General features: G+C 63.7%; 17 protein-coding genes and 1 other RNA gene. 11 read left to right on the top strand and 7 right to left on the bottom strand.

The annotated features are described in order from the left end of the window. The 8 genes from C1I89_RS23785 (at position 1) to C1I89_RS23750 (ending at position 9,308) form a co-directional block, all read left to right on the top strand. A complete protein-coding gene (locus tag C1I89_RS23785) occupies positions 1 to 648 on the top strand; it encodes a tail assembly protein (RefSeq protein WP_102774905.1) in 648 nt (215 codons plus the stop codon). Then, entirely contained in the window at positions 648 to 6,818 is a 6,171-nt protein-coding gene (gene gpJ, locus C1I89_RS23780) for a TipJ family phage tail tip protein (RefSeq protein ID WP_102774904.1), read from the top strand. The genes C1I89_RS23785 and gpJ overlap by 1 nt, the downstream gene beginning before the upstream one ends. Before the next feature lie 2 nt (positions 6,819 to 6,820). Then, positions 6,821 to 7,270, top strand: a complete 450-nt coding sequence (locus C1I89_RS23775; RefSeq protein ID WP_102774903.1) for a hypothetical protein — start codon at positions 6,821 to 6,823, stop codon at positions 7,268 to 7,270. Then, on the top strand, positions 7,251 to 7,463 hold the full coding sequence (locus C1I89_RS23770; RefSeq protein WP_146196938.1) for a hypothetical protein: 213 nt from the start codon (positions 7,251 to 7,253) through the stop codon (positions 7,461 to 7,463). Before C1I89_RS23775 ends, C1I89_RS23770 begins: the two co-directional genes overlap by 20 nt. A 63-nt stretch (positions 7,464 to 7,526) precedes the next feature. After that, the gene (locus C1I89_RS23765) at positions 7,527 to 7,970 is read left to right on the top strand and encodes a hypothetical protein (RefSeq protein WP_181391037.1); all 444 of its coding nucleotides are present in this window, start codon (positions 7,527 to 7,529) and stop codon (positions 7,968 to 7,970) included. A gap of 2 nt (positions 7,971 to 7,972) precedes the next feature. Next, the gene (locus C1I89_RS23760; RefSeq protein ID WP_102774960.1) at positions 7,973 to 8,470 is read left to right on the top strand and encodes a hypothetical protein; all 498 of its coding nucleotides are present in this window, start codon (positions 7,973 to 7,975) and stop codon (positions 8,468 to 8,470) included. Further along, positions 8,454 to 8,720 carry a hypothetical protein gene (locus tag C1I89_RS23755; RefSeq protein WP_102774900.1) on the top strand — a complete coding sequence of 89 codons (267 nt, stop codon included), beginning with the start codon at positions 8,454 to 8,456 and terminating at the stop codon, positions 8,718 to 8,720. The genes C1I89_RS23760 and C1I89_RS23755 overlap by 17 nt, the downstream gene beginning before the upstream one ends. 171 nt (positions 8,721 to 8,891) lie before the next feature. Beyond that, the gene (locus C1I89_RS23750; RefSeq protein ID WP_102774899.1) at positions 8,892 to 9,308 is read left to right on the top strand and encodes a hypothetical protein; all 417 of its coding nucleotides are present in this window, start codon (positions 8,892 to 8,894) and stop codon (positions 9,306 to 9,308) included. A gap of 37 nt (positions 9,309 to 9,345) precedes the next feature. Here C1I89_RS23750 and C1I89_RS23745 read toward each other — a convergent pair whose 3' ends face one another. The 7 genes from C1I89_RS23745 to ompA all read right to left on the bottom strand — a co-directional run bounded on the left by C1I89_RS23745 (position 9,346) and on the right by ompA (position 14,602). Next, positions 9,346 to 9,639 carry a hypothetical protein gene (locus C1I89_RS23745; RefSeq protein WP_102774898.1) on the bottom strand — a complete coding sequence of 98 codons (294 nt, stop codon included), beginning with the start codon at positions 9,637 to 9,639 and terminating at the stop codon, positions 9,346 to 9,348. 38 nt (positions 9,640 to 9,677) lie between these two features. Beyond that, positions 9,678 to 10,352 carry an SOS response-associated peptidase gene (locus C1I89_RS23740; protein ID WP_102774897.1) on the bottom strand — a complete coding sequence of 225 codons (675 nt, stop codon included), beginning with the start codon at positions 10,350 to 10,352 and terminating at the stop codon, positions 9,678 to 9,680. A 214-nt stretch (positions 10,353 to 10,566) separates the two neighbouring features. After that, positions 10,567 to 10,955, bottom strand: a transfer-messenger RNA (tmRNA) gene (ssrA, locus tag C1I89_RS23735). 80 nt (positions 10,956 to 11,035) lie between these two features. After that, the gene (locus tag C1I89_RS23730) at positions 11,036 to 12,214 is read right to left on the bottom strand and encodes an MFS transporter (protein ID WP_102774896.1); all 1,179 of its coding nucleotides are present in this window, start codon (positions 12,212 to 12,214) and stop codon (positions 11,036 to 11,038) included. A 244-nt stretch (positions 12,215 to 12,458) separates the two neighbouring features. Further along, positions 12,459 to 13,133, bottom strand: coding sequence for an HAD-IA family hydrolase (locus C1I89_RS23725; protein WP_102774895.1), 675 nt, complete (start codon positions 13,131 to 13,133; stop codon positions 12,459 to 12,461). After that, entirely contained in the window at positions 13,130 to 13,858 is a 729-nt protein-coding gene (gene ubiG, locus C1I89_RS23720) for a bifunctional 2-polyprenyl-6-hydroxyphenol methylase/3-demethylubiquinol 3-O-methyltransferase UbiG (RefSeq protein ID WP_102774894.1), read from the bottom strand. Before ubiG ends, C1I89_RS23725 begins: the two co-directional genes overlap by 4 nt. A gap of 150 nt (positions 13,859 to 14,008) precedes the next feature. Next, positions 14,009 to 14,602, bottom strand: coding sequence for an outer membrane protein OmpA (gene ompA / locus C1I89_RS23715; RefSeq protein ID WP_102774893.1), 594 nt, complete (start codon positions 14,600 to 14,602; stop codon positions 14,009 to 14,011). A gap of 414 nt (positions 14,603 to 15,016) precedes the next feature. Here ompA and gyrA point away from each other — a divergent pair, with 414 nt between their 5' ends. From gyrA to pheA, 3 genes are read left to right on the top strand one after another with little or no spacing between them, the layout of a single operon-like run. Then, positions 15,017 to 17,686: a DNA gyrase subunit A gene (gene gyrA / locus C1I89_RS23710; protein WP_102774892.1), complete on the top strand. Its 2,670-nt coding sequence runs from the start codon at positions 15,017 to 15,019 to the stop codon at positions 17,684 to 17,686. After that, positions 17,686 to 18,816 (top strand): 3-phosphoserine/phosphohydroxythreonine transaminase, encoded by a 1,131-nt coding sequence (serC, locus tag C1I89_RS23705; RefSeq protein WP_168202252.1) that lies wholly within the window; start codon positions 17,686 to 17,688, stop codon positions 18,814 to 18,816. Before gyrA ends, serC begins: the two co-directional genes overlap by 1 nt. Continuing rightward, a complete protein-coding gene (gene pheA, locus C1I89_RS23700) occupies positions 18,809 to 19,894 on the top strand; it encodes a prephenate dehydratase (RefSeq protein ID WP_102774890.1) in 1,086 nt (361 codons plus the stop codon). The genes serC and pheA overlap by 8 nt, the downstream gene beginning before the upstream one ends. Positions 19,895 to 19,904: the final 10 nt, after the last annotated feature.

The following is a 19,904-nucleotide window of genomic DNA, read 5'->3' as shown; positions in this document are numbered from 1 at the left end:
ATGGACGCTACGGAAAACATGGTGCTCGACGACGAGCCCATTCGAATCGTGCGCCTGTACGGCGAGCTGGGCCGGCTGTTCGGGCGTGAGCATCGCTTAGTTGTCACCAGCGTAGGGGAAGTCATCTGCGCCTTGGGCGAGCTCATTCCGGGCTTCAAGGCGTATATGACTCGCGCTGCTGCCGAGAAGCGCGAATTCGCTTGCTTACATGGCACGCGCCGGCTTGGTCCGGAAAGGTTGCAGGAATGGCTTGATCCCGAGGAGCCAATCAGGGTTGCGGCAATCATCAAGGGTAGCAAGCGTGGCGGCTTGTTCCAGATCGTTCTTGGTGCAGTCATGATCGCCGCGGCGGTTGTTTCGGCGGGTGGGTTCGCTGCAGCGTTCTCCGCGAGCGGCATTGTTGGCGCGGCCGCGTGGACTGGCGCGGCAATGATGCTCGGAGGATTCGCCCAAGCGCTGTCGCCCGTTCCCGGCGGCCTTTCCGGAGGCGACCCGCCGAATAACAAGGCTTCGTACGCCTTCAACGGTCCAGTCAACACGGTAGCCCAGGGCAACCCGTTTCCAGTCGGCTATTCCGATTATGACGGTTACTTCTGGGCTGGCAGCGTTGAGCTGTCGAAAGGCATTTATTCCGAGGATACGCAGTAATGACCGAGACGCTTGAACGCCGGCCAGACATCATTGGGTTCGGCGGAAAAGGGGGCGGTGGCGGCCGAGTGGCCAAGGAAGCCCCGGATAGCCTGCACAGCACACAGTTTGCGCAGATCCTTGACGCGATCAACGTTGGTCCGACCGGCGGCTTGTACAGCCCCGAAGAGATGGCCATGCGTGACTTCTTCCTCAATGGCACGCCCATACAGAACGAGGACGGAACGATCAACTGGCCCGGCGTGGAAGTGCATTTCCGCACCGGTACCCAGACGCAAGACCCTATTCCTGGTTTTCCCGGCGCGGAAGCGACCTATGCGGTCGGCTACCAGGTCAAGATGGGCTCTCCCTGGACCCAGCTCATCACGGGAAGCGAGCACGATGCGGTGCGTATCACGCTCGCCACCGACCGCCTGACCGAGCAAAATACCAAGAACGGCGACCTGAACGGCTACTACATCGACTATGCCATCGATCTGCAGGTCTCGGGTGGCCAGTGGGAAACCGTGTTGACGGCTTCGATGCGCGGCAAAACCACGGCGCGCTATACGCGAACGCACCGTATCAATCTGCCGCTGCGCTCTGGCCCGTGGTCTATCCGTGTTCGCCGTACGTCGCCTGATTCCACTGGCTCGCATATCGCCAGCAGCCTGTTTGTGGACACCTACGGCACGGTCACGGATCAGCGCATGCGCTATCCGAACATTGCACTTGTCGGCTACAAGATTCCGGCGGAGCTCTTTTCCAGCGTTCCCACGCGGGCGGTGCGGGCGAAGGGGCGGATTATCCGAGTTCCGAGCAATTACAACCCGGCCACGCGCACGTACTCGGGAACGTGGGACGGCAGTTTTAAACTGGCAGTGTCTTCGAATCCCGCCTGGGTCTTGCTCGACATTATCGTGTCCGACATTTTCGGGCTCGGACAGCAGATCAAACTGGGCATGGTCGACCGCTGGCGCCTGTACACCATCGCTCGCTACTGCGATGAACTGGTGCCGGATGGCTTGGGCGGGATGGAACCCCGATTTCGCGCCGTGGGGCAAATCGCCTCGCGAGAGGACGCGGCAAAGCTTCTGCAGGATCTGGCAACTGTGTTCCGTGGCGCCGCATTCGCAGCGAACGGTACGGTTGTTGTCACTGCGGACATGCCCGCCCAGCCCGTGTACACCTACAGCCGGGCGAACATTCGCGGTAAGTTCCAGTACGCGGGAAGTCGTCGGAGCACGCGGTACACCGTGGCGCAGGTGTCCTACAGCAACATGGATGACTTCGGCCGGCAGAAGGTCGAGCCGGTGGAGAACCATAAGGGGCTGGCACGGTACGGCGTTATCGAATCGAGCATGACGGCCTTCATGTGCGTTAGCCGTGGACAGGCGCATCGTCTCGGCGCATGGACCCTGCTGACTTCGCAGGAACAGACAAATGCCGTGAAGTTCCGCGTGGCTATGGACTACGCGGTCGTTCTTCCGGGGTCTGTCATCGAGATTGCCGATAACGTCTTGGCCGGCGCCATGATCGGCGGACGGCTGGCCGCGGCTGAGTCCCGCACGTTGGTGGTTTTGGATAGGCGCGCCCGCGTCAAGCCTGGCGACGTGTTGACGATCAACATGCCCAGCGGGATGTGCGAGTCGCAATCTGTGGTAGGCGTGGAGTTCCTCGAAAATCTGGTGCGGGTGCAAACCTCCCAGTTCAGTGAGATGCCCCAGGCTGAGGCGGGTTGGAGCGTATCCGCGGACGATCTGAAGCCCGCGCCATTTCGTGTGGTGAGCGTGTCGCATATCGGCCCGATGGAGGTCGAGATTACGGCGCAGCAAGAGGCCGTGGGCAAGCATGAAGCAGTGGACTACGGAACGAAGCTGGACCCGCTGCCGACTACCGTAATTCCCGGCAGAGAAATGGCCGTTCCCGCCAACGTTCGCCTGGTGAGCAACACCAGTGTCGATCAGGGGGCGGCGTCCCATACCATGCGTATCGAGTGGGATGGGTCGAAGGACGCCCGCGCCTATGCTGTCCAGTGGCGTCGGGATAACTCGGATTGGATCGCTTTGCCGGATACGTCGTTGGAGTCCGCGGAGGTTCCGGGAATCCGTGCCGGCACGTACCAGGCTCGCGTTCAGGCCATCAGCGCGCTCGACGTGCATTCTGGCTGGGGTGTTTCCGAGTTCACTGCACTGCAAGGTACGCTGGAGCCGCCGCCAGTCCTGGCGTATCTGCGCACGGCGTCCCGCCTTTATGGAATCGGGTTGGAATGGGGGTTCCCGGAAACCATTAGCCCGCTGCGTCGGACCGAAATCTACTGGTCGCCGGCGCCGGACTTCTCGCAAGCCACGCTGCTATCGGAGGTCTCGTTTCCGACTTCGCAACTGGAGCTGCCGGGCCTCAAGGCCGGAACTGAATTTTGGTTTTGGGGGCGCTTGGTGGATTCGCTCGGCGAAAAGGGCGACTTTTTCCCCATTTCTGGCGACGGCGTTCACGGGATCACGATCACCGATCCCACCGAGTACCTGGAGGCTATCAAGGACGAAGTGCTGTCGTCGGAAGTCGGACGCCAGCTGCTGGCCGACATTGAAAACCTCAATCAGTCCATCGCGGAGATAGATGCCGAACTGACCACTCAAGGCCAGACAATGAGCGAGCAGGCCCGCAAGCTGATCGACCTGACCGAGGAGCTGCGGCTTGAGGCCGTTGCGCGTTCACAGGGCGATCAGGCGAACGCTGCGGCAATCAGCGCTGAAGCGACTGAACGCAAGCTGCAGGCTGACGCTAACGCAGCCGCGTTGGGCGCTCGGGTCGACGCATTGCAAGCGGAGGTTGCAAGCCTGGTCGGCACTCCGGCCTGGGAGGACGGCAAGGCATACCCCGCAGGGGTCGTTGTTTCCTGGCAGGGTGGCCTATACCGCGCCAAGCAGGAAGTGCCGCCTGGGGTGGCGCCTGGCGACACCGGATACTGGGACAAGATCGGCAACTACGACTCTCTCGCCGAAGCTGTGGGCGACCTGACCGGACGCATGGCCGCCGTGGAGGTTGTGACGGCCGGCAATGTCCAGAAGATCAGCCAACTGGAGGTCGTGCAGGGCGAGCAGGCCGCCGCCATTACGGACGTGCAGCAGGTCCAGGCTGGCCACGCCACGCGCATGGCTACCATCGAGTCCGAACAGGGGGAGCAGGCGAGCAAGATCCACAGCCTGGAAACCGTGACGGCTGATACGGCTCGGACCTTGCAAAACGTGGTTGTGCAGCAAGGCGATATGCAGAGCGCCATCAGCACGCTGCAAACCGTGACGGCCGACATGGCCAGCCGCTTCGATACGCTCAGCACAAAGGTGGACGGGCAGGAGAGCAGCATCAGTACGCTGCAAACCACCCAAGCGGGCCAAGCCCAGCGGATCACCACTCTGGAGGCAAATCAAGGCGATCAGGCGTCCAAGATCGAAACGATCGAGGACATACAGGAGAGTCAGGCACTGCGCATGACCAGCTTGGAAACCAAGCAGGGGCAGGATGCCAGCAGGATCCAGAATCTGGAGACCACCACCGCTGACCTGGCTAGCCGCACCAGCTCCCTGGAATCCACCCAAGGCGAACAGGCGAGCAGTATCACCGCCATTCAGCAGACCCAGGCGAACCAGGCCACGCAGATCAACACGCTGCGAACGGATGTTAACGGGAATGCTAGCGAGATTTCCTCGCTAAAGACCACCACCGACGGCCTGGCTCAGCAGAGCAATTCCATGTCCACGACTGTCGGCCAGAACACGGCCGCGATTCGTGCAGAAGAGCAGGCAAGGGTCAGCGCCGATGACGCTCTAACGCTGCGCATCAACCAGACCAACACGGCAGTCGGTCAGAATACGGCGCGCATTGCCCAGGAGGAGCAGGCGCGCGCGACTGAGGACGCCGCGCTTTCCCAACGCATTACCCGGATGGAGGCCGGGCAGCTGGAAAGCTTCGATACCGAGCGCGCATGGAACTTCGACACCAGCACTGAAGGATGGGTCCCTTACGGAACGAATCCCGGTAACGATCTGACCTGGGTTGGCGAAAGTCCGTACTACATTCGAAATACGCAGAAACCCAATGCTCCGTCGCTACTCGGACGCGCCGACAGTGGCTATTTGCCTATTTCGGAGAGATTCGACGGGAAACTGAATAACATTATTCGGGTTCGAATTCGGTTTCGAAATAAAAGCGTTCGGCAGCATTTGATTTGCTACGTTGCCATCAACAACGCCGCGTCGCCCGGGACTCAATTCTTAAATGTGCCGATCAATAGTGAAAGTACCGATTGGCAGATCGTAGATTTCGATTTGAACGAGTTTCCGGGTGGTGTGCCTACCGCGACGAATATTTCGCGTATTGTCATTGGCGATACGCGGGATTCTCAAAACGGACCTTTTGATATCGACTTCGTAGCGGTTGGACGTTACGGCGCTCCGCTATCGCATGCTCTTCTCCAGCAGGAGGCACGTGCGCGGGCCGATGCTGATGGTGCCCTGGCGCAGACTGTTGACACGCTGCGCACCGCCACCGAAGCCGAGGATGCGCGGCTGGATGCGGCCGTCAAGTCCGAGGCGCAGGCGCGTACCTCGGCCGTCGATGCGCAGGCCCAGCGCATCACGCAGCTCAAGGCCGAGTACAACGTGCAGGCCAACGGTGAGAACCTGATTCGCGACCCGTATTGGGATGCGCCTCAGATTCACTGGTCTGGGTCGCTTGCCAACAGGTTCAGCAAACGGACGCTGCCGCTCAACAACCAGAATGACGGCAACGGATATCCCTTCGTTGCCTCGATCACCGCGAGCGGCGGCGCGGCAAATGCTTTCGTTGGCGACCTCATAACCCGGCGCGATGCGTCGGAGAATCCTGGCGTGTTTGCTGGGCAACCCATTGAGGGAGGGAAAACGTACACGTTCAGCGGCAAGATCGCGCTCAACAACAACGATTCTGTGGGCGTCGTTCAAGTTCGATGCCAGTTTTTCGACGCAAACGGCGATCAGGTTTCCGATCCCATTCTGGCGACAGCAGACCTGTCCGCGCAAGGTGTCTGGCCCTGGTCTGCGACCTTTACGGCGCCGGGCGCGGCGGCATCGTTCAGGTTCCGGTATCGGTTCATCTACGGGCCGCAGGGCGGTGACTTCCGCGTCACCAACATGGGGCTGTTCGCCACGCGTATGCAGCTGCAGTCCGTGTCCGAGGCCAGCAACGCCGCGGACATTCGCACCGAGCAGACCGCGCGCGTCAACGCGGATACGGCGCTGGGCCAGCGGATCGATACGGTAACGTCTCGCGTAGGAACGGTGGAAACCTCCGTTGCAACGCAGGCCAATACCCTCGCGACGTTGGATGGCCGGGTTTCCAGTAATTGGACGGTTCGCGTTCAGGCCAACAATGCCGGCCGCAAGTACCTGGCCGGCATCGGCGTGGGCATCCAGTCCGATGGCAACGGCGGTACGGTGGATTCGTACATCACCATGGTCGCGGACCAGCTGGTGCTGCTCACTTCGGTGAACGGCACCCTGTCGTCGCCTTTCTCGGTGGTCAACGGACAGACGTTCATCAACGATGCATTCATCCGGAACGCATCGATCACCACGGCCAAGATTGGGGACGGGCAGATCACCGGCGCCAAGATCGGGAACGCGCAGATCTGGAGCGGGCATATTGCCAATGCGATGATCGGCAATGCGCACCTTGTTGATGCCGTTATCTCGACGGCTAAGATTGGCGTTGCGCAGGTTGACACACTGCGCATTGCCAACGGCTCGGTGGTGGGCGGAGCTTCGGGAGGGTGGAATACCGAGTTTGGGTCGTCTGGAAACCAGCAGGTTCCAATCGGAAACGTGCCGCTGTATCTCCCCTATGGCGGGACGCTGCTAGTTTTCATCCAGGCGAAAACGGCTGGTGGTGCATGGGGTCAACCTGGATCTCCCCTCGGCAGGTTCCCCACTTTGATTGCCAGTATCAACGGAAACCCGCTCATCCTGAATGCGACCCCATCCGGCTGGAAGAATCCTAACGGCGGGGACATGAATACCATCGTTGATGGGTTTTCATATGTATACGGACCGGTCGGTCCTGGCGCTTACACGCTATTCATGGACGTGTACCGGCCAGCTAACGGAACGGCCACGTACAGCGTTTCCGCTGCGCTTCTTGGATTCCAGAGGTAAACATGAGCTTTGAAGGCGTCAACTACAAGAACTACGAAGACGTGCATCTCGGGCACCCATTCAGGACCAAATCCGGATACGTCGGCTACTTCGATCCGGATACGCTCCTGATGACCGGTTGGGTCAACTGCCAGGGCTTCATGGTGGCGCGGGGATACCAAAAGGACGGCGTGCCGTTCATCGGTATTAGCGGCCCGATGGAGGCCCAGGACTTCATGGTTGATCCAATCGCCATGACGTTTGTGGAGCGCCCTGATATGGGGATTGAGCTGGCCGGCGGAATCCTTAGCGGGGTTCCGCTGGATGCAGCTCTATGCGTGAATGGTGCCTACTACGCCGTGACGGATTCCACTATCAAGTTGGAGGCCCCGCCCGGCAAGGTCCTGCACATCTCAGTGGAGAAACACCCGTACAAGACTTTTCGAGGAGTTTATGCAAGTCCTGAGCTTTGATATGGAGTATGACAAGCGCCGCGAACGCGAGTACCCGAAGATCGGGGATCAGGTCGACGCCATCATGAAGCTGGCGAACCACTTGCGCCAGCAGGGCGCCGAGCTTCCGACCGAGGTTTGCGAATGGGTCGACAAATGCCTGGAGGTGAAGCGCCGATATCCCAAGCAACCTGACAGTAACCCACCCGCCTAAAGCGGGTTTTTTTTCGTCCACACATACGGGAGGGCAGAAATGCGAACCCAAAGGAGCGTTTCAATGGAACCGAGTTCCACCGGATTCGGCGGCTGGGCGGCCGTAAAACTCGCCTTGGCCTTCGGGGTGCCGGCGGCGCTGGCCGCGATCATTGGCATGCTCGTCATGCCGCCGCGTTCGCCGCGGGAATTCATCGGCCGAACTGTTTGTACGGTGGTCAGTTCCTTCGTGTTCGGGCCGATGCTTGCGATTGCGGTTATCTCTTGGCGGCCGTCGCTGATCGACGCCGCCCACTGGATGGCCCAGCGCAGCGGAACGGGCGAGGATAGCCTGCTGGCGATGTTTTACGTGTTGGGGCCGTGCATGCTGCTTGCCGGCCTCCCGGCTTGGTGGGTTCTCGGCGCATATATGCGCTGGATGTCGCGCATGCGCGAGCAGGGGGTGCTGCCGTGGCTTGACGAGGTGCTGGCGCGCCTGCCTTGGCGCAGGTCCGGCGGGGAGGGCTGATCGTGGTTCTCCAAACGATCATACAGACGGCGATCAATCCCGCCCTGGCGCTTCTGCCGATCAAGATGGACACGCCTGCGGCGCGTGTCCAGTTGCTGGCCATCGGTCTGCAAGAAAGTCGCTTTCTGCATCGGCGGCAGCTGGGCAACGGTCCGGCCCGGGGGCTATGGCAGTTCGAACGTGGGGGCGGCGTGCGAGGGGTACTGACCCATCCGGCCAGCCGCGAACACGCGTATAGGATCTGCGGCCTGCATGGCGTGGAGCCGGTCGCAGCTGCTGTTCATCCGGCGCTGGAGACTGACGACGTGCTGGCGGCAGTCTTCGCGCGCCTGCTCATGTGGACGGACGCCTGGCGCCTGCCCGCCGTGGGCGACGTGCGGGGGGCGTGGGACATGTACATCCGTACATGGCGGCCCGGGAAGCCTCACCCGCAGACCTGGGGCGGGCTATACGCCCAGGCAGTCGCAGAGGTGGGAGGTGGAAATGCTGTCGTGGCTTGAACGATTCAAAGGCTGGCTTCTGCTGGCCGGCTTGGCGCTGGCCGCGCTGGCCAGCGTCTTCTACCGGGGGCGCGCCACAGGGCGCCAGGAAGAGCGACAGGAGAGGCAGGACCAGATCAACGAACAGGCGGCGCAGGCTCGCCAGGAGGTGCGAAATGTGCAGGAGAGCGTGGCCCGCCGGGATGATGATGCTGTTGCTGATAGGCTTAAGTCTGACTGGGTGCGCGGCCCCCGCCAGGGTCGGCGTTGAGTACTGCGACCACGCGCGGCCGGTCTACTTCGATTCTGCCGCGCAAGTGGACCAGACCCCGGGGCCGGTGCGGCGCCAAGTGCTGGAAGGGAATGAAACCTGGCGCGCGCTCTGCGACCCCTAGGGCGTGGGGTATAGTTGGCGCGCAGATCTATAGAAGAGGGAAAGTAGATGCGTAAGCAAGTCGCGATTTTGCTGCTGGCGGCCATGTCGGGATGCGCCTCAACGCCAGCCGACGTAAAGACGGCTCCACGGGCCAAGGCCTCTTCTGTGCTTGACCCCGCCCTGCTAAATGAGAGCGCGGACAAGGGCACCATTCGGATCATCAGGGACCGCGGTGTTTTTGGTTCGGGAATTTCCGTGCTCATCTATGTGGACGGGCGCCATGTTGCCAACGTCGATGCAAATCGTGTGCTAGATCTGCATGTTGCGCCCGGGGCTAGGAGGCTGGGGCTCCAGACAAACAACGTCACCGAGCCAATACAGTACCAAGAGGTCAACGTCCAGGCGGGAGCTACTTACGAGTATCGAGTCGGGATGACCGGGAACGGCATCACAACAGACTGGCGCATGGAGCGTATCCACTAGCCGTTGCCCATCGTGCGCCGACGCGCGCGTGGTGCCGTTAGCGCGGCGCCATTCCCTTGCGTACTTTGGAGGCAGGCTCTAGCAGTTCCTGCACAAGCTGGTCCTTTTCTTTCACGCATGGCTCTGTCGCCAACTGCTGGATCAAGTCATCGTAGATGCCTCCCATCAAGCCGGTGGGGCGTTTCAGTTCGAATGACACTTGGTGTAGGCGCAGCAAGGCCGCGCGCAAGCGCTTCACTTCCCAGAGCAGTGCCATTACATCTGGGTTCCAGGGCTGGCGCTCTCGGATTGCGCGTAGCTGGTCGGCGGTCAGGGGCTCTTTGAACGGCATAGCGGAAAACACTGGTTGTATATCCAGTATATTCCGCTTTAAATGGGGTCGATTGCGTCGGCGAGCTGGTATTTGGAATTGCCCACTTCTTTGCGCACCGGGTGCCAGGTGAACGCCGTTTCCGGTAGGCCATGCTCCAGCAGCGCAAGCGCCTGGGCGGTGGGAAACTCCGGGTCCACCCAGTGGATGGCGAGGTCGGCCGGTAGCGCTACCGGCCGCCGGTCGTGAACGTCGATCATGCCGCCCAGGGAGTCATTGGTGACGAGTGCAAAGCCGTGGGCTTCGTCTTTGTCGGCGCCGGGGCGCCAGTTACTAAGGGCTGCGAAGAACAGCGGTGCATTGTCGGTCGCGTGGATGTAGTAGGGCTGCTTGGGCGGCTTCGGCCCATCGGCCAGGGGCTTCCATTCATACCAGCAGTCCGCCGGCACCAGGATGCGGCCGCGCGCGGTGAGCATCTTCCAGGGCCAGGCGCCGGCGAGGATCTTGTCCAGCCGCGCGCTTGACATGAAGTACTTCGAATTGTGCGGGCGCCAGCCCCAGTGTAGGCGCTCCAGCTCAAAGTCGCCGGCGAAGCGGTGCATGGTCAGCGGCCTTGTGCCTGGCGGGATGTTGTAGCGCGGTCCTGCGGAATCGGCAAAGATCCGGCGCAGGTTGGGGAACAGGCGCTCGACGTAATCCATAGGGCCTGACTTCTGGACAATGCGACCGCACATAGCGCACTCCTGACCAGCGGAGAACCAGTATAGAAGCAAGGAAGCCCAGGGCGAACTTTCCGGCATTCGGGCCTGCGGAAGGCTGGATGGACATACAGCGCAAAGCCCGAATAAATGCTGACCAAAAAGCTGACCACGCAGCCCAAAACAGCCCAAAAAAAAGGCCAACTTTTTGAGTTGGCCTTTTCTAAGTGCTTGATAATAAAGCGGAATTTGGTGGAGCCGGGGGGAATTGAACCCCCGTCCGCAAGCCCTCCGCAACCAGTTCTACATGCGTAGTCGATCTATTTAGTTTTAACCCTGGACTTAGCCAACCGACAGGCCGGACCAGAGCGATTCACGTAATTTAAATTTGAACCGTGTGACCCCAGTTCAAACCGATTCCTTGTGAATGTCGCTGCTGCGGTTCGAGGGTTGCCCCCCTAGGAAGTTGCCTTCCTCCGCCTGACCCAAGGACAGATCAGTGCAGCGGCTCACCGCTTAAGCGGCGAGAGCGAAACGCTCGTCGTTGGCGTTTGTAGTGTTCCAGTGGATTAACGAGCGAACTGGTGCTCGGCATGCCCTGAGTTGTTTCGCGACCCACGTCGAATCCGGATCGGCCCCAAGTAAGACCTATTGTACTGGGAAATCCCATAGCCTGCACGGTTTCCCGTGCAGGCGTGGCCCGGGGGAGACAGCGCCGGTCAGGCCGGGTTCGGGCAGGCGGCCTTGGCCGCCGGGCGGGCGCGGGAGGCGGCCATCAGCAGCAAAGCCAGACCGACCGAAAGGCCGACGATGGCGGCGGCGGCCCAGCCCAGGGCGCCCAGGCCGTACTGGTCGATGACGTGGCCGCCGACCACGGCGCCCAGGCCGATGCCGATGTTGGCGCCCGAGATATTCAGGGACGCGGCAAACGCCGGCGCTTCGGGGGCGGATTTCATCAGCCGCACGTGGCACACGATGAAGAGCGCCGCCTGCGCGATGCCCCAGACGCCCAGCGCCACGGCCAGCAGGCCGTGCGAGGCCATGACCGGCGCCAGCGCGGCCAGGCCGGCGGCCATCAGGCTGGAGAAGAGGGCGGTGGCGCCCAGCGGGCTGCGGTCTACCAGGCGGCCGCCCAGGGTGTTGCCGACCAGGCCGACCGCGCCGAACGCCATCATGGTCCAGCCCACGATCTGGCCGTTGAAACCGGCCAGCCGCTCCAACATATCGGCCAGGTAGGTGTAGGCGGTGAACATGCCGGTGAAGACCAGCAGCGAAAGCAGCACGTGGCCGACCACGATGGGGCGGCGCAGGATGCGCAGCTGCGTAATGAGCCGGACGCCGTCGCCGTGCACCCGGATGCTGGGGAAGGCGAAAAGCAGCAGCACGGCCTTGGCGAAGGCGACGGCCGACAGCACGGCGAAGGCGGCGCGCCAGCCGAAGGCGTCGGAGATGAGCACGCCGATGGGAATGCCGAACACCGTGGCGGCCACGATGCCGAAGGCCACCGTGGAAATGGCGCGGCCGGCGCGGGCCGGGCCGACCAGCTCGACCGCCGTGGCGCTGGCCAGGGACCAGAACACGGGCAGGGCCAGCGCCGGGACGAAGCGGGCGACGGCCATGACCCAGATGTTGGGGGCGACCGCCGCCAGCGCGTTGGACAGGCCGAAAAGCAGCAGCACGCCGATGAACAGCCGCTTGCGCTCGATGTTGGCCATGAGCGCGGTCAGCAGCGGCCCGGTCGCGGCCACGGTGAAGGCGAACAGCGAGACCAGCAGGCCGGCCTGGGACACGGTGACGTCCAGGTCGCGGGCCAGTCCCGGCAGCAGTCCGACGATCAGGAATTCCGTCGTCAGGATGGTGAAGCCGGCGGCGGAAAGCAGCAGGATGGGCAATAGCATGGGCGTTCTCGGGCGCGACGCACCGCGGCGCGCGGACAGGCGATGGTGAAGGGAGGGCGCCGCCGCGGCGGAGATTGCGGCGAAGGCTTCGGGTAGACCCTGATGCCGTGCATGGGTCACACTTTAAGTGACCGGGCTATCAGGATAAAGATGGCGATCGCGGAAAGATTATTCCGTCTATCAGACTAATTCGCCTGACCGGCGCCGGGACCGGGACGGGCGCGGCCCGTCCCATCGGGCGGCTCTAGCGCAGGTCGCTGGGCAGCAGGGGCTCGATGGCCGGCCACAGCTCCGCGGGGGAGTGGGCGCAGGTCTCGGCTTCCCAGGTCGTGATGTTGTCGTCTTCGCCGACGTAGCCATAGGCCGCGGCGACGGCGGGCATGCCGGCGGCGTGCGCGGCCTGGATGTCGCGCAGGTCGTCGCCGACGTAGACGCAGCGGTCCACGGCAAAGCCGGCCTCGCGCGCGGCGTGCTGCAGCGGCAGGGGATGGGGCTTGGCGTGCGCCGTGGTATCGCCGCAGACCAGCACGGCGCTGTCGCGCGTCAGGTCCAGGTGTTCGACGATGGGCAGAGTCAGGTAGGTGACCTTGTTGGTGACGATGCCCCAGGACAGGCCGCGGCGGCGGATATCGGCCAGCAGCTCGCCGATGCCGGGGAACAGCTTGCTGTGGACGGTGGAGCCGGCCGCGTAGTCTTCCAGGAACTGCAGGCGGGTGGGCTCGTAGTCGGGATCTCCGGGCTTGAGGCCCAGCGCCACGCGCAGCAGGCCGCGCGCGCCCTGCGAGGCCACCGGACGCAGCAGTTCGTAGGCCATCGGTTCCAGGCCCTTGCGGGTGCGTTGGCGGTTGGCCGCGGCGGCGAGGTCGGGGGCGGTGTCGGCCAGCGTGCCGTCGAAGTCGAACAGGATCAGGGCGCTCATTTGCGGGTAGCCATCAGGTAGTTGACCGAAGTATCGGATGACAGGGAGTAGATCTGGGTGATCGGGTTGTATTCCATGCCGCGCATGCCGACCGGCTCCAGGCCGGCGCCGCGCGCCGCCGCCGACAGCTCGCTGGGCTTGATGAACTGCTCGTAGCTGTGGGTGCCGCGCGGCAGCAGGCGCAGCACGTATTCCGCGCCCACGATGGCGAACAGGAAGGATTTGGGGTTGCGGTTCAGGGTGGAGAAGAACACCCAGCCGCCCGGTTTGACCAGGGTCGAGCACGCGCGCACGATGGAGGCCGGGTCCGGCACGTGTTCCAGCATTTCCATGCAGGTGACCACGTCGTAGTGGCCGGGCCGTTCGGCCGCCAGCTCTTCGACCGGGACCTTGCGGTATTCCACTTGCACGCCGGATTCCAGGCCGTGCAGGCGCGCCACCTTCAGGGATTTGTCGGCCAGGTCGATGCCGGTGACCGCCGCGCCGCTTTTGGCCATGGACTCGGACAGGATGCCGCCGCCGCAGCCCACGTCCAGCACGGTCTTGCCGGCCAGGCTGCCCGCGCACTCCTGGATCCATTCGAGCCGCAGCGGATTGATGGCGTGCAGCGGCTTGAACTCGCTTTCAGGGTCCCACCAGCGGCTGGCCAGGGCGCCGAACTTGTCCAGTTCGGCCTGGTCGGCGTTGACGGCGGGGCGGGCGGTGTCGTGGGTTTGCGTGGTCATGGGCAGTCCAGCGTAAGGCGACGCTATATATAGAGGGGCTCCTGCGCGCCTGGCGAGGAGGGGCGCCGCACCACTGCACCAAAAGGGTGCGCAGGCGACGAAAAAAAGGCCTCGCTATGCGAGGCCCCTTTATTGTAGCTAGTCCGGCAATTACTTGCGGCTACCCACGATTTCGATCTCAACGCGACGGTTCTGGGCGCGGCCTTCCTTCGTCTTGTTGGAAGCGATCGGGTTCAGCTCGCCCTTGCCTTCCGTGTAGATACGGTTGGGGTCGATACCCTTGCTGACCAGGTAGCTCTTGACCGAAGCGGCACGACGCTCGGACAGCTTCTGGTTGTAGGCTTCGGTGCCGATCGAGTCGGTGTGGCCCACAGCGATGATGGTTTCGAGGTCGATGCCGTTGGCTTGCTGGGCGACTTGGTCCAGCAGCTGGCGGCCTTCGGGCTTCAGGGTCGACTTGTCGAAGTCGAAGAACGTGTCGGCGTTGAACACGACCTTGGCCGCCATCGGGGCGGGCTTCGGCTTCTGTTGCGCAACCGGAACGCCGTCGCAGCCGGGGATGCCGGTGGCCGGGGTCCAGAACGCATCGCGCCAGCACAGTTCGTTCGTGCCGTTCTTCCAAACGTCACCGAACGGATTGCGCCAGTTGTCCACCGTGTCGGGATAGGTCTGGGCCGAGGCTACACCCGAGGCCGTGACGGCGGCGAAGGCGAGCGCCAGAGCGAATTTGGAGGGTTTGTTCATGTTTCTCCTCGTTGAGCTTGAAGCTGGATAAGTGACTCGCAGCGAACCCCCGCCGCATATCAGGAAAACGGGGCCAGTATAGCAACGCCAAGAGCTGGTTCAAAGGAATAGCTACTGGGTTTCCTGCGTGCTGGAAACAATCTTAAGGCATTTGGGGGGCTTTGGCTTCCCTGGACAGGCGCATTGACGCTGGATATGACGTTTTCGGCGCTCCATCGGTTTTCCATGTTGGTTTTTGACAACAGGCCCGCAGGGCGCGGGCGGACGCGCCGGCGGCCGGGTCTGGATGTCGTCCGGCCGGGCCCGCCGGCGAGCGTCCCGGGGCGCTCCTTCTGACCGCTCGGTGAATCGAATGATAGAATTTCCTGTTTACCCGGCCCGGGTTCCTCCTTACACGATTCTGTCGTTATATATATGGATTCCTTTGCCAAGGAGACGCTTCCGGTATCGCTGGAAGAAGAGATGCGCCGCAGTTACCTCGATTACGCGATGAGCGTGATCGTGGGTCGGGCGCTACCGGATGTGCGGGACGGCCTCAAGCCCGTCCACCGGCGCGTGCTCTACGCGATGCACGAACTGAACAACGACTGGAACCGCGCCTATAAGAAGTCGGCGCGTATCGTCGGGGACGTCATCGGTAAGTACCACCCCCACGGCGACCAGTCCGTCTACGACACCATCGTCCGCATGGCGCAGGATTTCTCCATGCGCTACATGCTGGTGGACGGCCAGGGCAACTTCGGCTCGATCGACGGCGACAACGCCGCGGCGATGCGTTACACCGAAATCCGCCTGGCCAAGATCGCCCACGAGCTGCTGGCCGACATCGACCAGGAAACGGTGGACTTCGGCCCCAACTACGACGGCAGCGAACAGGAACCGCTGCTGCTGCCGTCGCGCCTGCCCAACCTGCTGGTCAACGGCAGTTCGGGCATCGCGGTGGGCATGGCCACCAACATTCCGCCCCACAACCTGCAGGAAGTGGTCGACGGCTGCCTGTACTGCCTGCGCAATCCGGCGTGTTCGGTCGACGAGCTCATGGAGCTCATCCCGGCGCCCGATTTCCCCACCGGCGGCGTCATCTACGGCATGTCGGGCGTGCGCGAAGGCTACCGCACCGGCCGCGGCCGCGTGGTCATGCGCGCCAAGACCCACTTCGAGGACATGGAGAAGGGCAACCGCCAGGCCATCGTGGTCGACGCGATTCCCTACCAGGTCAACAAGAAGACGCTGCAGGAGCGCATCGCCGAGCTGGTCAACGACAAGAAGATCGAAGGCATCTCCGACATCCGCGACGAGTCCGACAAGGACGGCATGCGCCTGGTCATCGAGCTCAAGCGCGGCGAGGTTCCCGAGGTCGTCCTGAACAACCTCTACAAGAACACGCAGCTGCAGGACACCTTCGGGATGAACCTGGTGGCGCTGGTCGACGGCCAGCCGCGCCTGCTCAACCTGAAGCAGATGATCGACTACTTCCTGCAGCACCGCCGGGAAGTGGTCACGCGCCGCACGGTGTTCCAGCTGCGCAAGGCCCGCGAACGCGGCCACGTGCTGGAAGGCCTGGCCGTGGCGCTGGCCAACATCGACGACTTCATCGCCATCATCAAGGCTGCGCCGACCCCGCCGGTCGCGCGCCAGGAACTGATGGCGCGTTCCTGGGATTCGTCGCTGGTGCGCGAGATGCTGTCGCGCGCCGACGGCGACACGCCGGGAGGCCGCGCGGCCTTCCGCCCGGACGACCTGGGCGCCGAATTCGGCCTGCAGGGCGACGGCCTGTACCGCCTGAGCGATACGCAGGCCCAGGAAATCCTGAACATGCGCCTGCAGCGCCTGACCGGGCTGGAGCAGGACAAGATCGTCGGCGAATACAAGGACATCATGTCCACCATCGCCGACCTGCTCGACATCCTGGCGCGCCCCGAGCGCATCACCACCATCATCGGCGAGGAACTGCAGGCCATCAAGGCCGAGTTCTCGACCGGCGCCAAGGACTCGCGCCGCTCGGAAATCGAGCTCAACGCAACCGAACTCGACACCGAAGACCTGATCACGCCGACCGACATGGTCGTGACCCTGTCGCACGGCGGCTACATCAAGAGCCAGCCGCTGTCCGAATACCGCTCGCAAAAACGCGGCGGACGCGGCAAGCAGGCCACGGCCATGAAGGAAAACGACTGGATCGACCAGCTCTTCATCGCCAACACGCACGACTTCCTGCTGTGCTTCTCCAACCGCGGCCGGGTGTACTGGCTGAAGGTCTGGGAAGTGCCGCAGGGCACGCGCAATTCGCGCGGCAAGCCCATCGTCAACATGTTCCCGCTGGCCGACGGCGAGAAGATCACGGTGGTGCTGCCGGTCAAGGAATTCAGCGAAGACCACTACGTGTTCATGGCGACCTCGCGCGGCACGGTCAAGAAGACGCCGCTGTCGGACTTCTCCAATCCGCGCAAGGCCGGCATCATCGCCGTGGACCTGGACGACGGCGACTACCTGATCGGCGCCGACCTGACCGACGGCAAGCACGACGTCATGCTGTTCTCCGACGCCGGCAAGGCCGTGCGCTTCGACGAGAACGACGTGCGCCCGATGGGCCGCAACGCCCGCGGCGTGCGCGGCATGATGCTGGAAGACACCCAGACCGTGATCGCGCTGCTGGTCGCGGGCGACGAAACCCAGAGCGTGCTGACCGCCACCGAGAACGGCTACGGCAAGCGCACCCCGATCACCGAGTACACGCGCCACGGCCGCGGCACCAAGGGCATGATCGCCATCCAGACCAGCTCGCGCAACGGCAAGGTGGTGGGTGCGGTGCTGGTCATGCCTTCGGACGAGATCATGCTGATCACGACCGGCGGCGTGCTGGTGCGCACGCGCGTCTCGGAAATCCGTGAAATGGGCCGCGCCACGCAGGGCGTCACCCTCATCAACGTCGACGACGGCAGCTCGCTGTCGGGCGTGCGCCGGGTCGTGGAAAGCGACGCGGACGATGACGGCGACCTCGACGAGGACGGCCAGGGCACGGATGGCGGCGACGGCAACGGCGCAGCCGACACGACGGATTCGACCGAACCTACGGAGCAATAATGGCCCGCCCCTGGAACTTCTCGGCAGGCCCCTCGGCCTTGCCCGAGGTGGTGCTGCAGCAAGCCGCTGCGGAAATGCTGGACTGGCACGGCAGCGGCATGTCCGTGATGGAAATGAGCCATCGCGGCAAGCACTTCGTGCAGATCTGCGATGAAGCCGAATCGGACCTGCGCGACCTGCTGCAACTGCCGGCGGACTACGCCGTCATGTTCATGCAGGGCGGGGGTTCCGGGGAAAACGCCATCGTGCCCATGAACCTCATGGGGCGCCGCGGCACGCCGGCGGCCGACTTCGTGGTCACGGGCCACTGGTCCAAGCGTTCCTACAAGGAAGCCGGCCGCTACGGCAGCACGCAGCTTGCGGCCAGCAGCGAGCAGGCCGTCGAGCTCGACGGCCGCGAGCAGGCCCCGCTGACCTGGGTGCCGCCGGTCGAGACCTGGCAGGTGCGCAAGGATTCCGCCTATCTGCACCTGTGCAGCAACGAGACCATCGGCGGCGTCGAATTCATGGACTGGCCGGACACCGCCGCGCTGGGCGCGCCCGACGTGCCGCTGGTGGTGGACGCCTCTTCGCATTTCCTGTCGCGTCCCATGGACGTGACGCGCTGCGGCCTGCTGTATGCGGGCGCGCAGAAGAACGCCGGCCCGGCGGGCGTGACCGTCGTCATCGCGCGCCGCGACCTGATCGGCCATGCCCTGCCGATCTGTCCGTCCGCGTTCGACTACGCCAACGTGGCCGCCGAGCATTCGCGCTACAACACGCCGCCCACTTTCGCGATCTACGTCGCGGGCCTGGTGTTCAAGTGGGTCAAGGCCAACGGCGGCGTGGCCGGCATGGAAGCCGCCAACAAGGCCAAGGCCGACCTGCTGTACGGCTACCTGGACAGCACCTCGTTCTACCGCAATCCTGTACACGCGCCGGTGCGTTCGCGCATGAACGTGCCGTTCGTGCTGCGCGACGAATCGCTCAACGAGGCCTTCCTGCAAGGCGCGGACGCCGCCGGCCTGACGCAGCTGAAGGGCCACAAGAGCGTGGGCGGGATGCGCGCCTCCATCTACAACGCCGTGCCCCTGGCCGCCGTGCAGGCGCTGGTCGAGTATCTGAAGGAATTCGAGCGCCGCTATGGATGATGAACTGCAAAGCAAGCTGCTCCCGCTGCGCCAACGCATCGACGCGCTGGACGCGCAGATCCTCGAATTGCTGACGCAGCGCGCGCGCGCCGCGCTCGAAGTGGGCGAGGCCAAGCACGCCGCGCACGCCGACGGCCCGGTGCTGCGCCCCGAGCGCGAAGCCGACGTCATCCGGCGCCTGCAGCAGACCAACCCCGGCCCGTTCCCGAACGCGGGCGTGGCGGCCGTGTGGACCGAGATCATCTCGGCCTGCCGCGGCCTGGAACGCGGCATGACGGTCGCCTTCCTGGGACCGCAGGGCTCGTTTTCCGAACAGGCGGCGATGGAGCATTTCGGCCATGCCGTGCAGCAGCTGCCGTGCGCGTCCTTCGATGAAGTGTTCCGCGCCGTCGAGGCCGGCCAGGCCGACGTGGGCATGGTGCCGGTGGAGAACTCCACCGAAGGCGCCGTCAACCGCAGCCTGGACCTGCTGTTGAACACGCCGCTCAAGATCCTGGGCGAGCGTTCGCTGGTGATCCGCCATTGCCTGATGTCGCAGTCCGGCAGTATGGACGGCATCAAGACCATTTCCGCGCATCCGCAGGCGCTGGCCCAGTGCCAGGGCTGGCTGACGCGCCACTATCCCGGCGTACCCCGCGTGGCCGCGTCCAGCAATTCCGAGGCCGCGCGCGCGGCCGCGTCCGACCCCTCCATCGCCGCGATCGCGGGCGAGGTGGCCGCGCCCGCCTGGAACCTGAAGATCGCCGCCGCCGGCATCCAGGACGACCCGCAGAACCGCACCCGGTTCCTGGCCATCGGCAATATCGAGCCGCTGGTCAGCGGCCGCGACAAGACCAGCCTGATCCTGGCCGTGCCCAACCGCGCCGGCGCGGTCTACGAAATGCTGGCCCCGCTGGCGGCCAACGGCGTGTCGATGACGCGTTTCGAATCGCGTCCGGCCCGCACCGGCCAGTGGGAATACTATTTCTACGTCGACGTGCTGGGCCACCGCAACGATCCGAACGTCGAACGCGCGCTTGCCGCCCTGCAGGCGCAGGTCGCCTACCTGAAAGTGCTGGGTTCCTACCCGGCGTCGTGAGCCTCCACAA

This window comes from Achromobacter pulmonis (assembly GCF_002885955.2).
In the GTDB taxonomy this organism is placed as follows: domain Bacteria; phylum Pseudomonadota; class Gammaproteobacteria; order Burkholderiales; family Burkholderiaceae_B; genus Achromobacter; species Achromobacter pulmonis_A.
This window is presented reverse-complemented; position numbering and strand designations above follow the sequence as displayed.